Here is a 20535-nt window from a genome sequence, read left to right as displayed (position 1 = left end):
TCCTCTCCAGCCGCTGGTCGTGGTGCTCCTTGGGTCTTGGGTATCAGCGGCGGCCGACAGTTCTGTCGAGGCGGTCTCAAGGCCATGCCTCGGTGCGCTCCGAGCCGCCGGCGGACTCGACGAGGACGAGGAGCGCGCCGCGCGCGTCAGGGCTGGTGCTCATGCTGACCGTGTAGCGGCGGTAGTACGCCATCTCGGTCGTGGTCGGGGGCTGGGCCCAACCAGGGCTGGATCGTGGGGTGCCGCCGGCGCGGATGACCCACAGGTAGGTGACAGCGTACGGCCGGCTCGACGGCAAGGCCCGGGGCCGGTGGTGCCGTGCCCACGTCTCGTACCAGCGCCGTTTCGTGGCCAAGGTGCGCACTGCGCCCTCGCGGGCTCGGTAGTCGACACCCTGCTCGGCCAGTGCCGCCGCAACCTGTGTGAGGTGGTCGGTGAAGGTGAGGGGACCGCAGAGAATCTCGCCGGTGCAGGCGCGTACGGCGTGCAGGCCCGTCGCGCGGTCCAGGCCGAGGAGTGCGGCTGCGTCAGGCCATGTGCATTCGGGGCGGCCGAGCTTGGCCAGACAGAGGCTGGCGAAGACGCGGCCGGTGCTGGCGTTGACCCCGAGCTGCCCGTCGAGGTGCTCGGCGTACAGGTCCGCAGGCAGACACTGCGGGATGAGACGCGCGTCGATCGGTGGCCGGTCGGTGAGCAGCGCGGCGAGTCGGCGGCGTTGGGCGGTCGCGGCCATCACGAGCCTGGTCAGCGTGGGGGTCATGGCGGTGCGGTCGGCCAGCCAGCCGAGCTGGCCGTCGTTGGTGGGCGGAGTGAGCTCGGTCCAGGGGTGCAGCGCATCGGCGGCCTCATCCAGGTCTCGCTTGCGCAGGATCGCGTCCGCGGTGGCGATGGCTTGGCCGCGGAGTTGGAGGTCAGCCGGTGGGGCGAGTCCCCAGCGCGCCCCGCGGTCACCGGCCCTGCGATCACGGTCAGCGCGTGCGGCGTCGGCCCAGTCGGCGAGCTGCTCGCCCCCGGGCTGGGTCGCGAGGTGGAGCAGCAGAGCGGTGAGCGCCTTGATCTCGGCAAGGTAGTCGGCCGCCGGGCATGGGCTGCCGAGGACGTCGACGTCGGTGCCGTGGACTGCGGCCCAGATCCGTTCGGCCGCGGCGAGCACCGACCGGGGAGGGGTGTCAGCGCTGAGCTCATCGAGTGGTTGCGAGCAGGAGCTGCCGCGCCGGCCGCCTGGGTTGCCGCACGTCCCGGGCTGGGTGTCGACGGTGCGCAGCAGGGTGCGCTGTGAGCGGAACCGCAGCCCACACTCGGGGCAGGTGGCGAGGAGCCAGGACTGGTGGGGCAGGCAGGTCGTGATCCAGGGGTGGCGCCAGGCGATGCGCCAGATGCCGTCATCGCGCAGGCAGGTCGGGCAGATGGCGGTCCCGCGGGCCGGGGCCCAACCGCGAGCAGCGACCGCCCGCCAGGTCCGGCGCTCACCTGGGTCGAGGCCGTCGAGATCGATCCCGGCCAGCCCACCGAGGGTGATCTCATGCAGCCGGTCCTGCGGCAGCTCGGTGAAGACCCGCAGACGGCGGCCGAATACCGCGGCAGGTCGCAGGGCGGCGAACGCTGCTGTCTCCTCACCAGCACAACGGCGTACGAGCTGAGGGTGGGTCAGACCATTGATGTCCGCGAGACGTTCCAGGAAGCCGTCGAGTGCCTCCCCCGGCTCGGGTGAGATCCGAACCGGCAGGCGTCGCACGTCAGGAGACACCGCCGGCCCTCGCAAACTCGTACTCCGGCGTGGCGCGGACGCTCCGGGTAGCCCTGGCGACGTCGTCCGCGACGACGCTCACGACCTGCGTGCCGTGCTCGATCAGGATGAGGCGGTCCTCAGGACGGAGTGTTTGGTCGAAATCCGCAATGTCGCGAAGCAGCCACCTTTCACGCGGCGGGTGTCCGCTCAGTTCGATCCGGATCCACGCTGCGGCGAGCTCCGGGTCGAGGCGCGTGGGACATTGGGCGAGCACCGGGTTCGGGACTCGTCGCAGCGTCGCCAGGGTCGCTGCTCGCTCGACGTAGTCGATCGCTCCCCCACTGGCCAGCTGGTGCGCCAGCCTCGTCAATGTGCCAATCCCTATCGGGGTGCTTTCGAGGTGACGGTCGAGGGTGAGGGTTTCGTGTCGCCCGTCGACCGACCCGCGGCGGCCATCGAGCACGTGCCCAGCCGGGGGTACGCCGCAATGTGCATGTGCGGCTTCACGGCGCAGCGCGCGGCTGGCGGCAAGGCCGATATCGAGGTCGTACGGCATCGCGTGGGCCAGCCGCTTGTCGGGCAGCAGATAGGTCGGGATGTGCCTGTCGGTGATGCCGGCCGCGAGGAGTTCACGGTGGAGGGCGCGCCTGGCTGCGGTGTGGTCGGCCGGCCTTGGACCTTCAGCGTCCGGCAGCCGCCGTCGCATGGTCTCGGCGATGAACGCCACGGTGGTGTCGTCGGTGGCGCTGGCCGGCCAGGCAGAGGTCGCGAACTCCGCGCCAGCGACCGGAGAGTCCAGTGCTGTAGGACCGGCCGCGCTCGGCCGGTGTGCGCGGCGCCAGAACCGCAGCAGCCGGATGACGCGCTCGAAGCGTCGCCGCAGCTCGCCGCCGTCGTCATCGGCAGCCGCTCCTCCGGCCACCTGAGACGTCAGGAGTTGGATGTACGCCGCCTGCAAGGCGAGTGCCTCAGGTGGCGCGGCAACGGGTCGGGGCCGCCGGGCGCGGTCCGGTCTGACCTGGGGAGTGAGCAGCACACGGCAGGTGCTGCAGGAGCTGACGAGCACGAGCGCCGTCCAATAGGTGCCCGTGGCGCAGGTCGGGCAGGTCAGCCACCTGCCGGCGCGCAGCATGACCGACGGCGCCGCGACAGTGAGCTGATTGCCGAGGCGACCATCGAGAGTGTGGTCCCGCAACTGCTCGGCCGCGATGCCGAGCAGGTCGACAACCTCGGGTAGCCACCATCCCGGGTTGGAGAAATACAGACCGCCGTGGCCGGCGGGGAGCAGGGACCGCTGCGTGACGCCCAGCGCCCGAGCCAGCCGCGTCACCATCGAGGGCACCGACTCCTCGGGCCGCGGTTCGATCCGCACCGCCGGCCGGCGGCTCATCCGGCTACCCGCTGCTTCTTGGGGGCACGCTTCCGCAGGAGGTCCTGCTGTCTTTGATGGTCGACAGCCCGCTCACTCGTACGGATCTGTTCTAAGACGGCTCTGTCCAACGATTGTGCATACCGGATCGCGTGGCCAGTGGCTGCGATGAGGAGCTTCGCGGTGTCGCCGACGTACCCGCCGGTCCGCTCCCACAGGTAGCCGGCGTGGCGGTTCGCGAACAGTCCCAGGTGGCCGCCGGGGACGTAGGCCATGATCTGCGCCTCGCAGGAACGCAGAAACCGTTGCCAGCACGCCCGCTGCTCGTCAGTCCCGATCCCGTAGGCGCTCAACGTGTGCTCGGACAGGCGGCCTCGGATCTGCGGGTCGCCCAGTGCTTCTCCAGCGGACAGCTCGGCACCGACGAGGACCAGCACGCCGCCGAGCTCGCCGAGCTCGGTGTTGAGGTGCTTGACCGCGTTGAGCGTGGCGCGGCCGGTTGCCGAGCTGGTGCGGAGCATGTGGGCGTCGTCCAGGATCACCATCCGTACCCCGTGCAGGCGCAGAGCTCGCACGGTCTGGATCGCCAGGTCGCGTTCGGCAATGCCTTCGGTCTTGCGGCCCAGGAACGCCAGGAGCTGGACGTAGACGTCCTTGCCCTTCGATTCCGAGAGCAGGCTGAGGTAGCAGATCGGTACGTGGTCGGCCAGGACGTTGGCCTGTGGCCGCCACTCGGGCAGGACCTTCGGGTCGACGCGGCCGAGCCATGCCCGGTACTGGTCGTGAGCCCACTGCTTGATCAGGGTCGACTTGCCGGCGGCGTACGGCGCTGAGACCGCGAGGATCGTCCTGGCGCCTGGTGGCTCGAGCAGCGCCCAGTCCAGCTGCTCGGACAGGTCGATGCCGACCGCCTCGTGAATCGGTGAGGGGATCGGGCATGCCAGCAGGGTGCTGCACACCTCGCGGGCGTAGCTGGTCCGGGCGTCGGCATCCATCGCCTGCAGCTGGGCCAGCGTGTACGGCGAGGGCGGCTCCGGCCGCGTCGCGGCAGCCTGCTGGTGCCACTGATAGGAGTCCATCACCACACCGCCTGGTCCGGGTTGTCGTAGTCGGGCCAGATCTCGTCGTCGACGTCGGGCACTACCCGCAGGTCAGGGCGAGTCAGTGTCGAGGTGTCGCCCTCCCCATCCATGAGGGCTGCGGCCTCAGCGGCCTCGTCGTGGTCGCGTTGGGCCTGGTCCCACCGCAGCCGACTTGCGTAGTCCTGGCGCCGCTCCGTGGGTGTCTTGACCTCATGCAGACGACCGAAGACCTCGATCAGCTGGTGCTCGGCCGCGCGGGGCTTGAGGGCACGGTTCCCGCCACGGCCCACGATGAGGGCGTCGGCCCGATCGACCATCGACTCCCACAGGGGTAGGTCGTAGAGGTGCTTGGCCTTCCAGGCGATCTCGTGGACCCGGCCGGTCTGGGGGTGGCGGAACCAGATCCGTGTCATGTCGCGCGGGTCGTAGTGGAACGGTGCCGCTCGGTCTTTCGCGCGGAAGGTTCCGCGGCGTACGTCGCGGAACTCCTTCAGGACCTCGGCGTCGTAGATGAGGTTCTTGTACTCCACCCCGGCGTGGCCGATGGTGAGCCAACGGATGGGGAGGAACTGGTAGATCAGGTCTGGGTGCTGGGGCACGTGGAGGCGGCCGGTGACCTGCAGCATCGCGTCCCACATCTCCAGCGGGGTCAACCGGATGTCGGGCCGCCCGGGAAGGGTCAGGCCGTCATGTCGCTCGCGGTGGTAATCCAACGCTATGAAGCGCCGAAGGTGCCGCTCCAGCTCCGCAGCGGTCAGGAGCTTCTCGCCCGAGTCGTCAACCCTGCGACCCCGTTCGGAGACGTTGCGGCCCTTGTAGCCCGGCACCGACTGGTAAGCCCGCTGCAACGTCTCATGGTACCTCTCCACGTGAGGGTTGTCGCTGGGCTTCGAACCACGCGACAGCATCAGGTCGATCCCGAAGTCCCGCAGCAACGCGGTGAACTGCTCAGAGATGAACACCGACCCGTGGTCGCACCGCAGCGACGAAGGCGTCACGCCGGGCTTCACGTGCTCACCCTGCACATCGTTGAGCGCCGAGAGACTCGCGCCGGGCGGGATCACACGCTTCCGGGATCGGTGGATCGAGACCTCGGACAGATCAAGCGTCTCCGGTACGCCGCCCCAGCGCCAGTCATCGATCGTGGTGCCCTCCACCAGCATCGACATCGGCCGGAGCGCGTCGTACAGCGCCAGCCCTGCCTCCAGCGCATTGCCTGACTGCGGCGTCAGGCGCAGCGCGACGACGACGCGCGTGGCGACGCTCATGATCGTCAGCACCTCGACGTTGCGCGGGCACTCGTGGACCTCGTCCCAGACGCGCACGTCGGCACGGGTCGCATCCATCACCAGGTGCCCCGGATGCATCGCCGCATAGCTCGTATGCGCGGACGCAGCACGCCGCACCCGCCGAGACCGATGAGAGCGCGTCGTGCGGCCCAGCGCCCGTTGCCGCTCGGAGAGATACTCCTGCATCAGCCGCTGCGGTACCGCGACATCGCCGATGCCCTGCGCCTTCATCTGCACACGCAGCTCGGCCTCGATCGCCGTGAGGTTCATCCGCGAGACATCGCCGTCGAACCGCCTGAAGATCTCATCCACGATCGCGCGGACGCGTACGTCGAGGGCCTCGAAGCCGGCAGGTTGCTTGACTGAGCGTCCGTCAACAAGGCCACGCAGCCCGTCACGGCGCCAACGTCGGATCCACTCCTGCACAGTGTTCGCACCAACTGATCCCGCGCCCGGTTCTCCGTCAGTAATGCGCCGAACCACCGTGCGGTCCACGCTGTTCTCGAAGCAGAGGAGCTCGGCCATGCGGGCACAGCGTCGGGTCTCGCTCATGCCGGAGTCCCCGAACGGTACGTACGGCTCTCCCGGAAGCGCGAGACGTGAGTGTCCGAGCCGATAGCCGGTGAGGACCTCGAGGACGACCTCGAGCTTGAACAGTGCGGCGTCGTGCACGGGCGCGGGCAGGCCGGACCACCACGGCTCGAGGGATCGGCCCACGGCGGCGACCTGGCCGTTCGCCATCTCGGAGGCCACGATCGCGCCGTAGCCGATGTCCCTACTCTCCCCGTTGCTGGTCTCTACCGTGACCGTGTGGCGCCCGAGGGCCGTGACGACCAGGTACCCGTCGTTACCGAGAACCCGAGCACCCACGCGAAGCTCCGTCGCCGCGGACCGCTCGATCATGACGCGACGGCTGTCTGTGCCGTCAGGCGGCTGGTGAGATCGAGGCGGAGGCGACCGGCCCAGATCAGGTGCCACACGACCGCGGCTCGCTGCGGATCATCCGGTGTGACCAACTCGCCAAGGACACATCCTCCCGCGGCCTGCGCAAGCACCTCTGGCTCGCACGACGCAGCCCAGGCGGGCTGACGGCGATACGAGTGCAACCACATCAAGTTGTGTTGATGAACTGGACCGAGACCGGTGAAGACCTCGTATCCCCAGCCCACTTCGACACAAGCACATTCTGTGACCGCTCGATCGACTGCGAAGTCATCCGCGGTCGCCTGCTGCGGGCGCTTCACATCCCAGACCGTCACGCGGCCCCCCGCGTCGACGGAGAGGAGATCGGGTGTGTGCGTCCGTGCCTTCTTCCGGCCGACCACCGGCCACGTCAGCCGGAGCGGTTGAGCGACAAGCCAGACGACGGCTCCGTCGCGATCGAGCAGGCGAAAGAGGTCGTGCTCAAGACCGGACTCGAGCTCGACGAAGTCGCTGGTGGTCGTGCTGAAGGCGCGCACCGGGATATGACGCGACACCGCTCCCGACGTCGGCCGGCGAACGGGCCGCAACGACTCAGGATCCGGGCTGCCAAGCGACCAATCCCATGACGACGCGTGCCCGTCGACCGCGATGGTCCAGGAGAGCTCGGGGGCTGATAGCGCGATGCGCCTCCGCGTAGAATCGGCAACGGTCATATTCCCTCGCTTCCAAGCGTCCATGGGGAGTTGACCAATACGGAGGCGCCCCGTGCCAGCGGGTGCGCCTCCGGTCTTTTGCGGAGGCGCGCGGCCTCGACAACTCGTCGCGAGCGTACGACTGCGACCGCGTCCCCGGCAAGGAATTCTGCACTTTATCCGGGGCGCCTATTAGTTCTATTAGACAGCTCGCAGGGTCAAATGTGCACTCGGGTGCACTATTTCCGGTCAACCATCTGCAAGACTCGCGTGGAGCGAACGTCCGATAGAGAGGCACGCATGGTTCCCGCGCCGAGAAATGTGCAGGCAGGCCGTGAGGCGGGGCCGACTCGTCGCTGCGACAACCCGGACTGCGACACCCGAATGGAATGGCCGGGTGGCCGCGGGCGGCCACCCGCCTACTGCTCCGATGTCTGCCGACAGCGCACGGTCGACGGCGCGAGGAAGCTACGAGAACTGATCAGGGCAATGGAGCTCGAGGTGGACCGTAGCGAAGTCACCTATCGGCAACGACGAGCGACCTCTAGCGAGCTGTCGCGCCTGCGCTGGCTGCTCAGCGCCTACCCCGCCTCGGTCCAGGAACCGTCGCGGTAAGAAGTTCCAGCCAGCCGTGTCACACGGCGCAGGTCCCGCGCACCTTCCACGGTCAAACCGCCACCTCTTGACCCTTGGGAGTTCCCATGGCCACCATCTCCGCCGTTGTCCCAGTCGCCGTCCTGACCATCGCAGGCCTCGCGGCGTACGTCGGTCTTTATCCGACCGTTCCACCACGCCACCGTCTACCGCTGGTGAAGTGGCTGATGGCGTGGCCGCTCATCGCCTTCACGATGTGTACGGCACCGAGCAGCGGCATCGCGCCGGTGATCGCACACGCTCTATCGGCGTAGGCACGGCGTTCTATCGGCCGTCTCCACCCGCTGCCGACCGAGCCGGACTACCCTCATGCGGCAACCATCTTCAGGAGATTCGTGAGCACCCTCGGCAACTTCGTCTGGTCGATCGCCGACCAGCTCCGCGGCGTCTACAAGCCCCACCAGTACGGCGACGTCATCCTCCCGATGACGATCCTGCGCCGCCTCGACTGCGTGCTCGAACCGACCCGCGACAAGGTCCGCTCGCTCGCCGAGGCCGAGCCGCGAGAGGAGCTGCGCGACGTCAAGATCAAGCGCGCCACCAGCCTGAACTTCTACAACGCCAGCCCATGGGACTTCGCCACCCTCGTCGGCGACCCCGACGGCCTGTCCGCGAACCTCACCGACTACATCGCGGGGTTCTCCAAGAACATCGACGTCTTCGACCGGTTCCGCTTCGACAACCAGATCGCGACCCTCGCCGAGAAGAACCGGCTGCTGATCGTGGTGCAGTCCTTCGCCAAGGTCGATCTGCACCCGGACAAGGTCAGCAACGCCGAGATGGGCGACCTCTTCGAGGAGCTCATCCGGAAGTTCGCCGAGGCCTCGAACGAGACAGCCGGTGAGCACTTCACCCCACGCGACGCGATCCGGCTCATGGTCGATCTGCTGTTCGCCGGCGACGACGAAGGCCTCGCGGAGCCCGGTGCCGTGCGGAGCATCTACGACCCCACAGCGGGCACGGGCGGCATGCTCTCGGTGGCAGAGGAACACTTCATCGGCACCCCCGACAAGCCGGGGCTCAACCCCAACGCACGCCTGCGCCTCTACGGCCAAGAGATCAACGACCAGTCCTACGCCATCTGCAAATCCGACATGATCGCCAAGGGCCAGGATGCCAGCAACATCCAGCTCGGCGACACCCTCGCCGAGGACAAGTTCGCCGGTACGACGTTCGACTACTGCCTCTCCAATCCGCCCTACGGCGTGGACTGGAAGGCGTCGGAGAAGGCGGTCAAGGACGAGGTCGCCCGGGCCGGCGAGCGATCCCGCTTCCCTGGCGGGCTGCCCTCGATCAGCGACGGCCAGATGCTCTTCCTCCAGCACCTCGCGACCAAGATGCGGCCGGTCCACGACGGCGGCGGCCGAGCCGGCATCGTCCTCAATGGATCGCCGTTGTTCACCGGCGCTGCCGAGTCCGGACCCTCCCAGATCCGGCGCTGGCTGCTGGAGAACGACCTGGTCGATGCGATTGTGGCGCTGCCGACCAACATGTTCTACAACACCGGGATCGCCACCTACGTCTGGATCCTCGACAATGCCAAGCCCGCCGGACGCATCGGCAAGGTCCAGCTCATCGACGGCACCGGCTTCTACTCGAAGATGCGCAAGAACCTCGGCGCCAAGTCGCGCGAGCTCTCCGCTTCCGACCGTGAGGCTGTCGTGAAGCTGTACGCCGCCTACGACGAGACCGAGCACTCGAAGGCCTTCCCGACTGACGCCTTCGGCTACTGGACGATCACCGTCGAGCGCCCGCTCCTCGACGAGCACGGTCAGGTCGTCCGCGACCGCAGGGGCAACGCCAAGCCAGACCCCAAGCTCCGCGACACCGAGAACATCCCCTTCACCTTCGCCGGCAACGACCTCGGCGACGCCGGACGGGAGACGACCATCAAGGCGTACGTCGACGCCGAGGTTCTCCCGCACGTCCCCGACGCCTGGATCGACGAGAAGAAGACCAAGATCGGCTACGAGATCCCCTTCACCCGGCACTTCTACACCTACGTCCCGCCCCGGCCATTGAACGAGATCGACGCCGACCTCAACAAGCTGGTCGAAGAGATCCTCGACCTCTTGCGCGAGGTTGAGAGGTGAACACGGCTGCCCCTGATCACTGGACCCCTACGCGCCTCGGCTGGCTCTTCAAGCCCGTCTCCGAGAAGAACCACTCGGACGAGACGGTCCTCAGCGTCTTCCGGGACCACGGAGTCGTGCCGAAGGACAGCCGATCGGACAACTTCAACCGCACCCCCGAGAACCTGAGCGCTTACCAGCTGGTGCAACCAGGTGACCTGGTCGTCAACAGGATGAAGGCCTGGCAGGGGTCGCTAGGGATCTCCCCCTACCGCGGGATCGTCAGCCCTGACTACGAGGTGCTCCGGCCGGTTGCCTCCGAAGCCGAGCCTCGGTACCTGCACCAACTTCTGCGATCGCGGCCGCTCATCGATCACTACGGCATGCGCTCAACCGGGATCCGTCCCTCCCAATGGCGCCTCTATTGGGAGCAGATGAAGACGATCGGAGTCGCATTGCCGCCACTCGCAGAGCAGCGCTCCATTGCCGACTACCTCGACCACGAGACCACCCAGATCGACACCCTCATCGCCAAGCAGGAGCAGTTGATCGCGACCCTCCGCGAGCGGCGTCGTTCTCTCGTGGCGAGAGCAGTGACGCTCGGGATTGATCCGTCGGCTCAGCTTCGTGACAGCGGGGATCCGACTCTGGGATTGGTTCCCGCTGGGTGGACAGTCAAGGCCACCCGTCATTGGTTCTCGAGCTTGGACGGCCGGCGCATTCCACTGAGCTCAGAGGAGAGGGCTGATCGCCAAGGTCCATACGAGTACTACGGGGCGTCGGGAGTAATCGATCATGTCGACGGCTACATCTTCGACGAAGAACTTGTGCTCGTGTCGGAAGACGGTGCGAACCTTCTGCTTCGGTCGACGCCAATTTCGTTCGCTGCGACTGGCAGATATTGGGTGAACAACCACGCCCATGTACTCCGCCCCCGCGTTGGGCTGGCCCGGTACTGGGCACACCGGCTGGAGGCGATCGATGTGGCGCCGCTCGTCTCAGGATCCGCCCAGCCGAAGCTCACCGCGGGCGCTCTTATGGGTATCCGTATAGCGGCTCCTAGCTCGGACAGCGAGCAGCGCGAGATCGTCGCCTACGTCGACGAGCAGACCGCGACGATCGACACCCTGATCGCCAAGGCGGAGCGCTTCATCGAGCTCTCCACGGAGCGCCGCGCGGCTCTGATCACCGCGGCGGCGACCGGCCAGATCGACGTTCGGGCGTCGGCATGACCGAGGCACGCGAGCCGGACCTGAGCTACGTGATCCCCGGGTGGAGCGAGAACCGTTGGATTGACCTGCTGGCGTCGTTGATCAAGACCGATCCTGAACCCATGGGGCAACTGATCGGGGTCGTGCCTGAGGACGTCCGGCGCGAGGTCGCCGTCCCTGGTGGAACATCGCGGAAGTCGGACCGGCTCGACCTCCTGCTGACCGTCGGCGAGCGACAGGTCGCGGCGATCGAAGCGAAGGTGCTCTCCGACCTGGGCCTGGATCAACTCGCGCGGTACACCAAGGCTTTTCCCGAAGCGGAGCGCCGCTACGTCCTGCACCTCGCCGCCCTGCCGGTCAACCCGACCGCCACGCCCGGCTGGGATGAGCTCTCGTGGGAGGCGGTGCTGACGGCGTACTCCCGCAGCGAGCATCCCTGGGTCGCGGCCACCGCCGCGGCGTGGCTCCGACAGCTGGACACCCTCATCCCGGCCGTGGATGCCGACACGGTCTGGAACGACGTGCCGGACGATCCGCCCGCCTTCGAGCTCGCGCTGCGCGCCCGGATCGCCTGGCTCTCCCACCATCTCGACGACATGACCCTGGAGCGGGACCTCATCCAGTCCTCCGGCGGCGGCATCTGGGTGCTGCGCTTCTGGTCCGCCACGGCCGTGCCGAACCTGCGGGTGCAGGTCGAGGTGCAGGAGGGCATGACGGCGTACGAGTGGCGACATGACCCGGATCGCCGCTACCGCGACCGCCTCAAGGGTCCGGCGCCGGTGGTGTCGCTGCGGTTGAGCGACGTCGACACTTCGGAGGCGTTCGACTGGGACCTGCTGCGCCAGGTCTTCGCCGAGAACGTCCTCGACGCGAACGGTGACCCGTTGCCTGACTGGCCCTGGCAGCTCACCCCCGCCAACCCGCGCCACCCCGTAGACCGAGCCGCCTGGACGGCCATGGTCGGCGCGGGCGGCCCGAAGTGGCTCGGCAAGGGCTTCGGGATGGCGGTCGCGACCAAGGCCTATCGCGAGTGTCTGTTCGGGGCGCGGATGCAGTTCGCACCGTCCTTGACCCTTGGGGAGATCCGGGACGAGCTGCTGCGTCTGGAGCCGCTGGTTCTCGCGATGTCCGCCACGGTGGATGCCTCTGCGCATTAGCGTGGCCGCTGTGAGTGTCGAGCACGAGCGCGCCTTCGAGGACGAAATCTGCGACTACCTGGCCGCACACGGCTGGCTCTACTCACCCACAGCCGAGGGCTACGACAAGGCCCGGGCACTCTTCCCCGCCGACGTGTTTGCCTGGTTGCAGGAGACCCAGCCCGGCGAGTGGGCGAAGGTCGTCAAGCCGTCGGTGTCCAGCGGGGAGCAGGAGCGTGCCAAGGAGCAACTCCTCGACCGGCTGGTGAAGGCGCTCGACCTGCCGCTCGAATCCGGCGGCGGGACCCTCGCTGTACTCCGCAAGGGGTTCAAGAAGACGCCGGCGAAGTTCTCGATGTGCGAGTTCAAGCCGGCCACCACGCTCAACACCGCCGCGCTGGAGCGGTACGCCGCTGTGCGGATGCGGGTGATGCGGCAGGTGTACTACTCCGGGGAGCACAAGGGGTCGATCGACCTGGTGCTCTTCGTCAACGGCCTGCCGGTCGCGACGCTCGAGCTGAAGACGGACAACACCCAGTCGGTCGAGCACGCGAAGGCGCAGTACCGCCTCGACCGCGACCCGAAGGGCGAACCGCTGCTCGGGTTCGCCAACCGGTGCCTCGTGCACTTCGCTGTCTCCAACGACGAGGTCGCCATGACCACCCGGCTGGCCGGGAAGGCCACGCCTTTCCTGCCCTTCAACATGGGCAACGACGGTGCCGCGGGCAACCGCGTCAACCCGCACGGCGCGGCGACGTCGTACCTGTGGGAGCGGGTTCTGCAGCGGGACTCCTGGCTGCACGTCATCGGCAAGCTCTTGCACCTCGAGACCCGCACCGACATCGACCCGATCACCGGGGAGGCGTCGAAGAAGACCACGCTGCTGTTCCCGCGCTTCCACCAGTGGGAGCTGGTCACGAGCCTGCTCGCCACCGTCGCGCAGGAGGGCCCGGGGCACCGCTACCTGGCGATGCACTCCGCCGGCTCCGGCAAGACCAACTCCATCGCCTGGACCGCCCACGGCCTGGCCACCCTCTTCGACGAACACAACCGCAAGGTCTTCGACACCGTCATCGTCGTCACCGACCGCACCGTGCTCGACGACCAGCTGCAGAAGGCCATCAAGCAGATCGAAGGCGTCGACGGCACCGTCGCCACCATCAACGCCGAGCAGGTCCGCAACGCAGAAACCGGCTCGAAGTCGGGCCTGCTCGCGGCCGAACTGCTCGCCGGGAAGCTGATCGTGATCGTCACGATGCAGACTTTCCCGTTCGCGCTGCAGGCGATCCGCGACAACGCCGGCCTGGCGGGAAAGCGGTTCGCGATCATCGCCGACGAGGCCCACTCCTCTCAGACCGGCCGCACCTCCCAGCAGCTGCGCGCCGTCCTGACCGCGGAGGAGCTCGCCGACCTCGAGGACGGCGGCGAGATCGACACCGAGGCGATCCTGGCCGCTGAGATGGAGGCACGCGCCGAGTCGCCGAACCTGTCGTTCTTCGCTTTCACCGCGACCCCGAAGAACAAGACGCTCGAGCTGTTCGGACGGCCCGACGGCGATGGAGTGCCGCGGCCGTTCCACGCGTACTCGATGCAGCAGGCCATCGAGGAGGGCTACATCCTCGACGTACTGCGCAACTACACCACGTACGCCACCGCCTTCCAGATCGCCGAGCGCTCCAAGCAGCGTCTCGAGGAGGTGAAGCTGGTCGACGAGTCCGAGGCCACCAAGGGGCTGATGCGCTGGGTCTCCCTGCACCCGACGAACATCGCGCAGAAGGTGCAGATCATCGTCGAGCACTACCGCGCCAACGTACGGCACCTGCTCGATGGGCACGCCAAGGCGATGGTGGTGACCAGCTCCCGCGAGCACGCGGTGCGCTACAAGGAGGCGATCGACGCCTACATCATCACGCGCGGCTACCGACTCGCCACCCTCGTAGCCTTCTCCGGCTCGATCACCGTCGACGGCGTCGCCTTCGCGGGTGCAGAGCCGCCGTACACCGAGGCGAACCTCAACAACGGCCTGCGGGGACGGACACTGCCGGTCGCCTTCGGCACGGACGACTTCCAGATCCTTATCGTGGCCAACAAGTACCAGACCGGCTTCGACCAGCCGCTGCTGTGCGCGATGTATGTCGACAAGCGGCTCTCCGGGGTCACCGCCGTCCAGACGCTGTCCCGGCTCAACCGGACCTATCCGGCAGGAGGCAAGGACACGACGTATGTCTTGGACTTCGTCAACGACCCCGCCGAGATCCTCGGCTCGTTCAAGCCCTACTACCGCGAAGCCTCGATCGAGGGCGCGACCGATCCCGACATCGTCCACGACCTCCAGGCCAAGCTCGACGCTGCCGGGATCTACACCGACGCCGAGGTCGAGGCGTTCGTAACCGCCTACCTGGCCGACAAGCACGGCGCGATCTCCGCGCCGCTCAAGGCCGCCGCCGACCGGTTCAACGGCCGCTACACCGCTGCGGTCGCCGAAGGCGACGCCGCCACGGTCGAGGAGCTCGACCTGTTCCGCAAGGACGTCGGCTCCTTCGTGCGGCTCTACGACTTCCTCTCCCAGATCGTGAACTACGCCGACACCGACCTGGAGAAGCGCTCACTCTTCCTCCGACTGCTCGCCGGCCGGCTGACCGGACGTGCCGGCGCCGAGGCCGTCGACTTCTCCACCGTCGAGCTCACTCATATAAAGCAGGCGCGCTCCGGCGACCACGCACTCGACTTGGACGGCGGCGAGCCAGTGGCGTTGCGGCCGGTGTCCGCCACCGGGACCGGCGCGGCGCGTGACCCGCGTATGGTCCGGCTCGCCGAGGTGCTCGCGAAGATCAATGACATCTTTGCCAGCGAGGACTTCACGCCGGCCGAGCAGCAGTCATGGGTCGAGGGGCTGGTCACCGTGCTGATGGACGACGACACCATCCGCGCCCAGGCCGGCGCGAACACCCGCAAGCAGTTCGTCGAGTCTCCCGACCTCTCCGATGCAGTCACCGAAGCGGTGTTGGGGAACCAGACGAGCCACCACAAGATGGCCGACTACTTCTTTACCGACGACCGGGTGAAGGTCCAACTCGTGAAGCTCCTCGGGGAGCTGGTGCACGAAAATCTGAAGGCTGAGGTCCCGTAGGCGCGCTAGCCAGCGGACTACGACCGTGCCCGCTTGAACGCCGCCCGCAGTTCCAGCGCGAGGTCCTCGATCTCCCGCCGCACGCCGTTGCGCTCCTCGGCAGTCATCAGGTGAACACTCGCTGCGATGGTGCCCAGGTCTCCCGGATCAGGGCGCTCCGTCATCATCACGCGCAGCATCTCGATGCGTCTCGCGAGCCGCGGCGGAACGGTCGGCCCGAGCGGGAACACGTGCACAACGTAGTCCCGTAGGCACGGATCAAGCGCTCTCCGAGCGGAGCGCTTGACGTGACCAGTGCGTGCGCGGCGTGGCTGAACTTCTCGTATGCGTAACCCAAGTCGCCCATGTCGATCTACTCCTGTCCTCGCTGGCCACGGATCTCGATGGCCGTCAGCGACTACTTCGGCTCGCGCGCGGGCCAGATCGAATTCAGCGGCCCGCCGGGATCAAAGTCGACTGGATGAGTAGATCTTGAGCGACTTTACGTTTGCTCAAGATTGGCTGCATCTCGACAGCAGCGAGGCTCAGTGAGCCATGTCGACGAAGCGGCTGTAGTGACCCTGGAAGGCCACGGTGATGTCCCGGGTCGCGCCGTTGCGGTGCTTGGCCACGATCAGGTCCGCCTCGCCGGGGCGGGTCGACTCCTTCTCGTAGACGTCCTCGCGGTGCAGCAGGATCACCATGTCGGCGTCCTGCTCGATCGAGCCGGACTCACGCAGGTCCGACATCATCGGGCGCTTGTCGGCGCGCTGCTCCGGACCACGGTTGAGCTGCGAGAGCGCGATGATCGGGACCTCGAGCTCCTTGGCCAGCAGCTTGATCTGCCGGGAGAACTCCGAGACCTCGAGCTGACGGGACTCGACCTTCTTGCCCGAGCTCATCAGCTGCAGGTAGTCGATCACGATCAGCTTGAGGTCGTGCTTCTGCTTGAGCCGCCGCGCCTTCGCGCGGATCTCGGTCATCGTCATGTTCGGGGAGTCGTCGATGAACATCGGCGACGCGGACACCCGCGCGACGTGCCGCGCCATCCGCTCCCACTCCTCGGTCTGCATCTTGCCGGTGCGGATGTGGTTGAGCGACACCCGAGCCTCGGCCGAGAGCAGGCGCATCACGATCTCGGCGCGCGTCATCTCCAGGCTGAAGAAGACGCTGGTCAGGCCGTTGCCGATGGACGCCGCACGGCAGAAGTCCAGGGCGAGCGTCGACTTGCCCATGGCGGGACGCGCCGCGACGACGATCATCTGGCCGGAGTGGAGACCGTTGGTGAGCTCGTCGAAGTCGGCGAACCCGGTGGGCACGCCGTACACCCCCGCCTCACGGTTCTCGATGGCCTCGATCTCGTCGAGGACGCCGTCCATGATGTCGCTCAGCGGCGCGTAGTCCTCGGCCTTGCGCCGGTCGGTGACCGAGTAGATCTCCGCCTGGGCCTGGTTGACGATCGCGTCGACCTCGCCCTCCTCGGCGTACCCGATCTGGACGATCTTGGTGCCGGCGTCGACCAGCCGGCGCAGGATCGCCTTCTCCTTGACGATCTCGGCGTAGAAGCCGGCGTTCGCCGCGATCGGGACGTTCGCCGCCAGCGTGTGCAGGTACGCCGCCCCGCCGATCTTCTGCAGCTCGCCGCGCCGGGTGAGCTCGGCGCCGACGGTCAGCATGTCGACCGGCTCATTGCGCCCGTAGAGGTCGAGGATCACGTCGTGGATCGACTCGTGCGCGGGGCGGTAGTAGTCGACGCCGCGCACGGCCTCGATGACGTCGGCGATGGCGTCCTTGGAGATCATCATCGCGCCGAGCACCGACTGCTCGGCCGCGAGGTCCTGCGGAGGCGTGCGACCACCCGACGGGGCGTCACCCGGCTCGTAGGGCGCCGGCCCGTCGGTCCACTCCTGCGGCTCCCACGTCTCGGTGGTGCTCACTCAGCTTCTCCCCCTTCCGCCCTCCGGGCGGGCCGATTGAACTCCATCGCAGCATTACTCTCAGGGTCCGACACAATGCGCGACAACCCCGTCATCCACAGGGGCTGTGCATAACCGTGGATAGTCCGTGGAGGACACGCTGCAACGGTGTGCAGGCACTGGGGAGGAGGCTGTGGACAGACCTGTGTTCCTCCCGAGTAACTACCTCCTGACCTGCGCAAACAGGAATCCACACCTGTGGAAGGAAAGATTTGTCGCTGTGATCCCGTTCACTTTGCCGCCATGTCGGCGATGCCGGGCGGTCCCCGCACCGGCTACCACAAGCCATCGCGCGGCGCATCATTTTCCACAGGATTCCCCCAGTCATCCGCACCGGACCGAGGCGGCGGCGTGCGCCTGAGGCAGTCCGACCGGGAGATGCTGGGCCTGGCCGTGCCCGCCTTCCTCGCCCTGATCGCCGAGCCGCTGTTCCTCCTCGGCGACGCCGCGGTCGTCGGGCATCTCGGCACCCGGCAGCTGGCCGGCTTCGGCATCGCCGGGACCGTCCTGCAGACGGTCGTCGGGCTGTGCATCTTCCTGGCCTACGGGACCACCGCGAGCGTCGCGCGGCGCCTGGGCGCCGGCGAGCGGGACGCGGCCCTGCGCCAGGGCGTCGACGGGCTGTGGCTCGCGGTCCTGATCGGCATCCCCAGCAGCCTGGTCGTGGCGCTCGGCGCCCCCGCGCTGATCGCCGTCTTCGGCGCCGGCGCCGACATCGCCGGACCCGGCACGACCTACCTCCGCGTCGCGGCCGCCGGGATCACCCCGCTGCTGGTCTCCCTGGCCGCGACCGGCGTGCTGCGCGGCCTGCAGGACACCCGTACGCCGCTCGCCGTGGCCGTCGCCGCCAACGCCGCCAACCTGCTGCTGAACGTCGCCCTGGTCTTCGGCCTCGGACCGCTGCCGCACCTCGGGGTCGCCGGGTCCGCGCTCGGCTCGGTCCTCGCCCAGCTCGGGTCCGCCGCGGTGCTTGCCGGTGTCGTCGCCCGCGCCGCCCGACGCGAGGGCGCGGGGCTCCGCCCCGACCTGCCCGGCATCCGCGCCGCGGGCCGCGCCGGCGTACCGCTGCTGGTGCGGACGCTGACCCTGCGGGCCTCGCTGCTGGTCACGACGTACGCCGTCGTCCGCACCGCCGCCGGCTCCCCCGCGCCGGTCGCGACCCACCAGCTGGCCATGACGATCTGGGGCTTCCTCGCCTTCGCCCTCGACGCCATCGCGATCGCCGCGCAGGCCATCGTCGGCCGGTCCCTCGGCGCCGGCGACACGGCCGCGACCCGCTCCTCCACGGCGCGGATGGTCCGCTGGGGCGTGGGCTCCGGCGTCGCGACCGGGGTCGGCCTGGCCCTCGCCTCGCCCTGGTTGGGCGCGCTGTTCACCCCCGACCCCGTCGTACGCCGCTCGCTCGTGCCGGTCCTCCTCGTCGCCGCCCTGCTGCAGCCCGTGGCCGGGGTGGTGTTCGTGCTCGACGGCGTCCTGATCGGGGCCGGCGACGGCCGCTACCTGGCCGGGGCCGGCCTGGTCGTCCTCGGCGGCTACGCTCCGCTCGTGCTGGTGACCGGAGCGACGTCCGCGGCCCTGCCGTGGATCTGGGCGGTCTTCGGCGTGGTCTTCATGGGCGGCCGGCTGCTCACCCTGCTGCACCGCGCCCGCGGCGACGCCTGGCTCGTGGTGGGCGCGTGAGGCCGCTCGGGCTGATCGGCTACGGCCTGCTGTTCGTGGCCGTCAAGGTCCTCTTCGGGCGGTACGACGTGCTCGCCGACCCCGTCGGGTGGGTGCTGGTCCTGCTCGGCCTGCGCCGGCTGGCTCGCACCGTCGCCCTGCCCGCCACCCTGGTGCTGACCTACCTCGGCATCCTCGCGCTGCTCTGCTCGGGTCCGCTGTGGTGGCCCGACACGGCCCGCGCCCTGCACGACGGCGACCCGTCGGTCCTGTGGTCGGTGGGCCTCGGCGAGCTGCTGTTCCAGGCCGTGCTCTGCCACGCGCTGGCGACCCTCGCGAACGACGCCCGGGAGGGTGCGGCGGTGATCTGGTTCCGGATCTGCGAGGCGGGGCTGGTCATCGGCGCCCTCGCGCCGCCGCTGTACTTCGGCGCGCACCTGGACTGGCTGCAGGGCATCGGGAACCTCGGCGAGGTCCTGCAGCTGGTCGTCCTGGTCCTGTGCTTCGTCTACTCCGGGCGCACCTGGGCCGGTGCTCCGGTGAAGCCGGACCCGGCCGGCGATACCGACGAGTAACCAACTGGTCCACGCGCTCGTTGATGGTCCATGGAGCGCGAGACACCCACCGACTGGACGCCGCAGCAGCGTGATGTCGTGATCGGCATCCTCACCGACGTGATCGCCATGGCCCCGGACCTGCCCGGCCACCGCGGCCAGGCCTCCCGGTCCGCCGCCCTGCTCCTGCTCGACCACACCTGCCCGTGGCTCACCGCGGCCGAGCGGGCCGACCTGGCCCGCACCTGCGAGCTCGCCGCGGCGCGGCACTCCGCCTGAGGCGGCCCCACCGACCCGGGAAACGCAAGAGCGGCCGGCCCCTCTCGGGGACCGGCCGCTCTTGCAGTTGTGCCGGGTGTCAGCCGGCGACGACGGTGAGCGCCACCGAGGCCGAGACCTCGTCGTGGAGCTTGACCGACACGGCGTGGTTGCCCAGCGCCTTGATCGGGCTGCCGATCACGATGGTGCGCTTGTCGATCGACTCGCCGGCGGCCTCGCCGAGCGCGGACGCGATGTCCGCGGGCGTGACGGCACCGAAGAGGCGACCGCCCTGGCCGGCCTTGACCGAGACCTTGACGGCGTTGCCCTCGAGCTTGGCCTTGATCTGCTCGGCGTGGGCGACGTCGCGCACCGCGCGGGCCGAACGGGCGGCCTTGATCGCGTCGGCCTGCGACTGCGCACCCCGGGTCCAGCGGATCGCGAGACCCTGCGGGACCAGGTAGTTGCGGCCGTAGCCGTCCTTGACCTCGACCACGTCACCGGCGGAGCCGAGACCGTCGACCTCGTGGGTCAGGATGATCTTCATGTCTGCTCTCTCCTTCTCTCAGGCCCGGATCAGCGGCCGGCGGAGGTGTAGGGCAGCAGGGCGACCTCGCGGGCGTTCTTCACAGCCATCGCGATGTCGCGCTGGTGCTGGACGCAGTTGCCGGTCACCCGACGCGCACGGATCTTGCCGCGGTCGGAGATGAACTTGCGGAGCAGCGCGGTGTCCTTGTAGTCGACACCGGTCGCCTTCTCCTTGCAGAACTGGCAAACCTTCTTCTTCGGCTTGCGAACGACTGCCTTAGCCATTGTGGTGC

General features: G+C 68.4%; 17 protein-coding genes. 8 read left to right on the top strand and 9 right to left on the bottom strand.

The features are described 5' to 3' along the window. Positions 1–76: 76 nt before the first annotated feature. The 5 genes from ACYU8V_RS00895 to ACYU8V_RS00875 are packed head-to-tail and all read right to left on the bottom strand — an operon-like array spanning position 77 to position 7106. Entirely contained in the window at positions 77–1735 is a 1659-nt protein-coding gene (locus ACYU8V_RS00895; RefSeq protein WP_460844542.1) for a TniQ family protein, read from the bottom strand. 1 nt (position 1736) lies between these two features. Continuing rightward, positions 1737–3119, bottom strand: coding sequence for a hypothetical protein (locus ACYU8V_RS00890; RefSeq protein ID WP_460844541.1), 1383 nt, complete (start codon positions 3117–3119; stop codon positions 1737–1739). Then, positions 3116–4177, bottom strand: coding sequence for a TniB family NTP-binding protein (locus tag ACYU8V_RS00885; protein ID WP_460844540.1), 1062 nt, complete (start codon positions 4175–4177; stop codon positions 3116–3118). The genes ACYU8V_RS00890 and ACYU8V_RS00885 overlap by 4 nt, the downstream gene beginning before the upstream one ends. After that, on the bottom strand, positions 4177–6372 hold the full coding sequence (locus ACYU8V_RS00880) for a hypothetical protein (RefSeq protein ID WP_460844539.1): 2196 nt from the start codon (positions 6370–6372) through the stop codon (positions 4177–4179). The genes ACYU8V_RS00885 and ACYU8V_RS00880 overlap by 1 nt, the downstream gene beginning before the upstream one ends. Continuing rightward, positions 6369–7106 (bottom strand): TnsA-like heteromeric transposase endonuclease subunit, encoded by a 738-nt coding sequence (locus ACYU8V_RS00875; protein WP_460844538.1) that lies wholly within the window; start codon positions 7104–7106, stop codon positions 6369–6371. Before ACYU8V_RS00875 ends, ACYU8V_RS00880 begins: the two co-directional genes overlap by 4 nt. A gap of 680 nt (positions 7107–7786) precedes the next feature. Between ACYU8V_RS00875 and ACYU8V_RS00870 the strand changes: the two genes are divergently transcribed. From ACYU8V_RS00870 to ACYU8V_RS00850, 5 genes are all read left to right on the top strand, one after another. Beyond that, entirely contained in the window at positions 7787–7993 is a 207-nt protein-coding gene (locus tag ACYU8V_RS00870) for a hypothetical protein (protein ID WP_460844537.1), read from the top strand. Between the two features lie 81 nt (positions 7994–8074). Continuing rightward, positions 8075–9832, top strand: a complete 1758-nt coding sequence (locus ACYU8V_RS00865; RefSeq protein WP_460844536.1) for a type I restriction-modification system subunit M — start codon at positions 8075–8077, stop codon at positions 9830–9832. After that, positions 9829–11043, top strand: a complete 1215-nt coding sequence (locus ACYU8V_RS00860) for a restriction endonuclease subunit S (protein WP_460844535.1) — start codon at positions 9829–9831, stop codon at positions 11041–11043. Before ACYU8V_RS00865 ends, ACYU8V_RS00860 begins: the two co-directional genes overlap by 4 nt. Before the next feature lie 101 nt (positions 11044–11144). Further along, positions 11145–12179: a hypothetical protein gene (locus ACYU8V_RS00855; RefSeq protein ID WP_460844534.1), complete on the top strand. Its 1035-nt coding sequence runs from the start codon at positions 11145–11147 to the stop codon at positions 12177–12179. 10 nt (positions 12180–12189) lie between these two features. Then, entirely contained in the window at positions 12190–15288 is a 3099-nt protein-coding gene (locus ACYU8V_RS00850; RefSeq protein ID WP_460844533.1) for a type I restriction endonuclease subunit R, read from the top strand. 17 nt (positions 15289–15305) lie between these two features. Here ACYU8V_RS00850 and ACYU8V_RS00845 read toward each other — a convergent pair whose 3' ends face one another. Together ACYU8V_RS00845 and dnaB are read right to left on the bottom strand one after the other, a co-directional pair. Continuing rightward, positions 15306–15518 carry a hypothetical protein gene (locus ACYU8V_RS00845; protein ID WP_460844532.1) on the bottom strand — a complete coding sequence of 71 codons (213 nt, stop codon included), beginning with the start codon at positions 15516–15518 and terminating at the stop codon, positions 15306–15308. 294 nt (positions 15519–15812) lie between these two features. Further along, positions 15813–17204, bottom strand: a complete 1392-nt coding sequence (dnaB, locus tag ACYU8V_RS00840) for a replicative DNA helicase (RefSeq protein ID WP_460844531.1) — start codon at positions 17202–17204, stop codon at positions 15813–15815. 390 nt (positions 17205–17594) lie between these two features. On the opposite strand from dnaB, the gene ACYU8V_RS00835 reads away from it, so the two are divergent. The 3 genes from ACYU8V_RS00835 to ACYU8V_RS00825 are packed head-to-tail and all read left to right on the top strand — an operon-like array spanning position 17595 to position 19735. Continuing rightward, positions 17595–18923, top strand: coding sequence for an MATE family efflux transporter (locus ACYU8V_RS00835; protein WP_460844530.1), 1329 nt, complete (start codon positions 17595–17597; stop codon positions 18921–18923). Then, positions 18920–19477: a hypothetical protein gene (locus tag ACYU8V_RS00830; RefSeq protein ID WP_460844529.1), complete on the top strand. Its 558-nt coding sequence runs from the start codon at positions 18920–18922 to the stop codon at positions 19475–19477. The genes ACYU8V_RS00835 and ACYU8V_RS00830 overlap by 4 nt, the downstream gene beginning before the upstream one ends. Positions 19478–19507: 30 nt before the next feature. Then, on the top strand, positions 19508–19735 hold the full coding sequence (locus ACYU8V_RS00825; protein WP_460844528.1) for a hypothetical protein: 228 nt from the start codon (positions 19508–19510) through the stop codon (positions 19733–19735). 79 nt (positions 19736–19814) lie between these two features. Here the strand turns inward: ACYU8V_RS00825 and rplI are convergent, their stop codons facing one another. Together rplI and rpsR are read right to left on the bottom strand one after the other, a co-directional pair. After that, complete coding sequence (gene rplI, locus ACYU8V_RS00820; protein ID WP_460844527.1) at positions 19815–20261, bottom strand: 50S ribosomal protein L9; 447 nt, start codon at positions 20259–20261, stop codon at positions 19815–19817. A gap of 29 nt (positions 20262–20290) precedes the next feature. Continuing rightward, positions 20291–20527: a 30S ribosomal protein S18 gene (rpsR, locus tag ACYU8V_RS00815; RefSeq protein ID WP_460844526.1), complete on the bottom strand. Its 237-nt coding sequence runs from the start codon at positions 20525–20527 to the stop codon at positions 20291–20293. Between the last annotated feature and the right edge of the window lie 8 nt (positions 20528–20535).

The organism is Nocardioides ultimimeridianus, from assembly GCF_054777895.1.
The sequence above is the reverse complement of the archived record's forward strand: the minus strand, read 5'-3'. Positions and strand labels throughout refer to the sequence as shown.

Coding starts and splice junctions, on each gene's coding strand:
- ACYU8V_RS00890 (WP_460844541.1), bottom strand. CDS start 3,119: ATGAGCCGCCGGCCGGCGGTGCGGATCGAACCGCGGCCCGAGGAGTCG.
- ACYU8V_RS00870 (WP_460844537.1), top strand. CDS start 7,787: ATGGCCACCATCTCCGCCGTTGTCCCAGTCGCCGTCCTGACCATCGCA.
- ACYU8V_RS00880 (WP_460844539.1), bottom strand. CDS start 6,372: ATGATCGAGCGGTCCGCGGCGACGGAGCTTCGCGTGGGTGCTCGGGTT.
- rplI (WP_460844527.1), bottom strand. CDS start 20,261: ATGAAGATCATCCTGACCCACGAGGTCGACGGTCTCGGCTCCGCCGGT.
- ACYU8V_RS00875 (WP_460844538.1), bottom strand. CDS start 7,106: ATGACCGTTGCCGATTCTACGCGGAGGCGCATCGCGCTATCAGCCCCC.
- rpsR (WP_460844526.1), bottom strand. CDS start 20,527: ATGGCTAAGGCAGTCGTTCGCAAGCCGAAGAAGAAGGTTTGCCAGTTC.
- ACYU8V_RS00825 (WP_460844528.1), top strand. CDS start 19,508: ATGGAGCGCGAGACACCCACCGACTGGACGCCGCAGCAGCGTGATGTC.
- ACYU8V_RS00885 (WP_460844540.1), bottom strand. CDS start 4,177: ATGGACTCCTATCAGTGGCACCAGCAGGCTGCCGCGACGCGGCCGGAG.
- ACYU8V_RS00855 (WP_460844534.1), top strand. CDS start 11,145: ATGGGGCAACTGATCGGGGTCGTGCCTGAGGACGTCCGGCGCGAGGTC.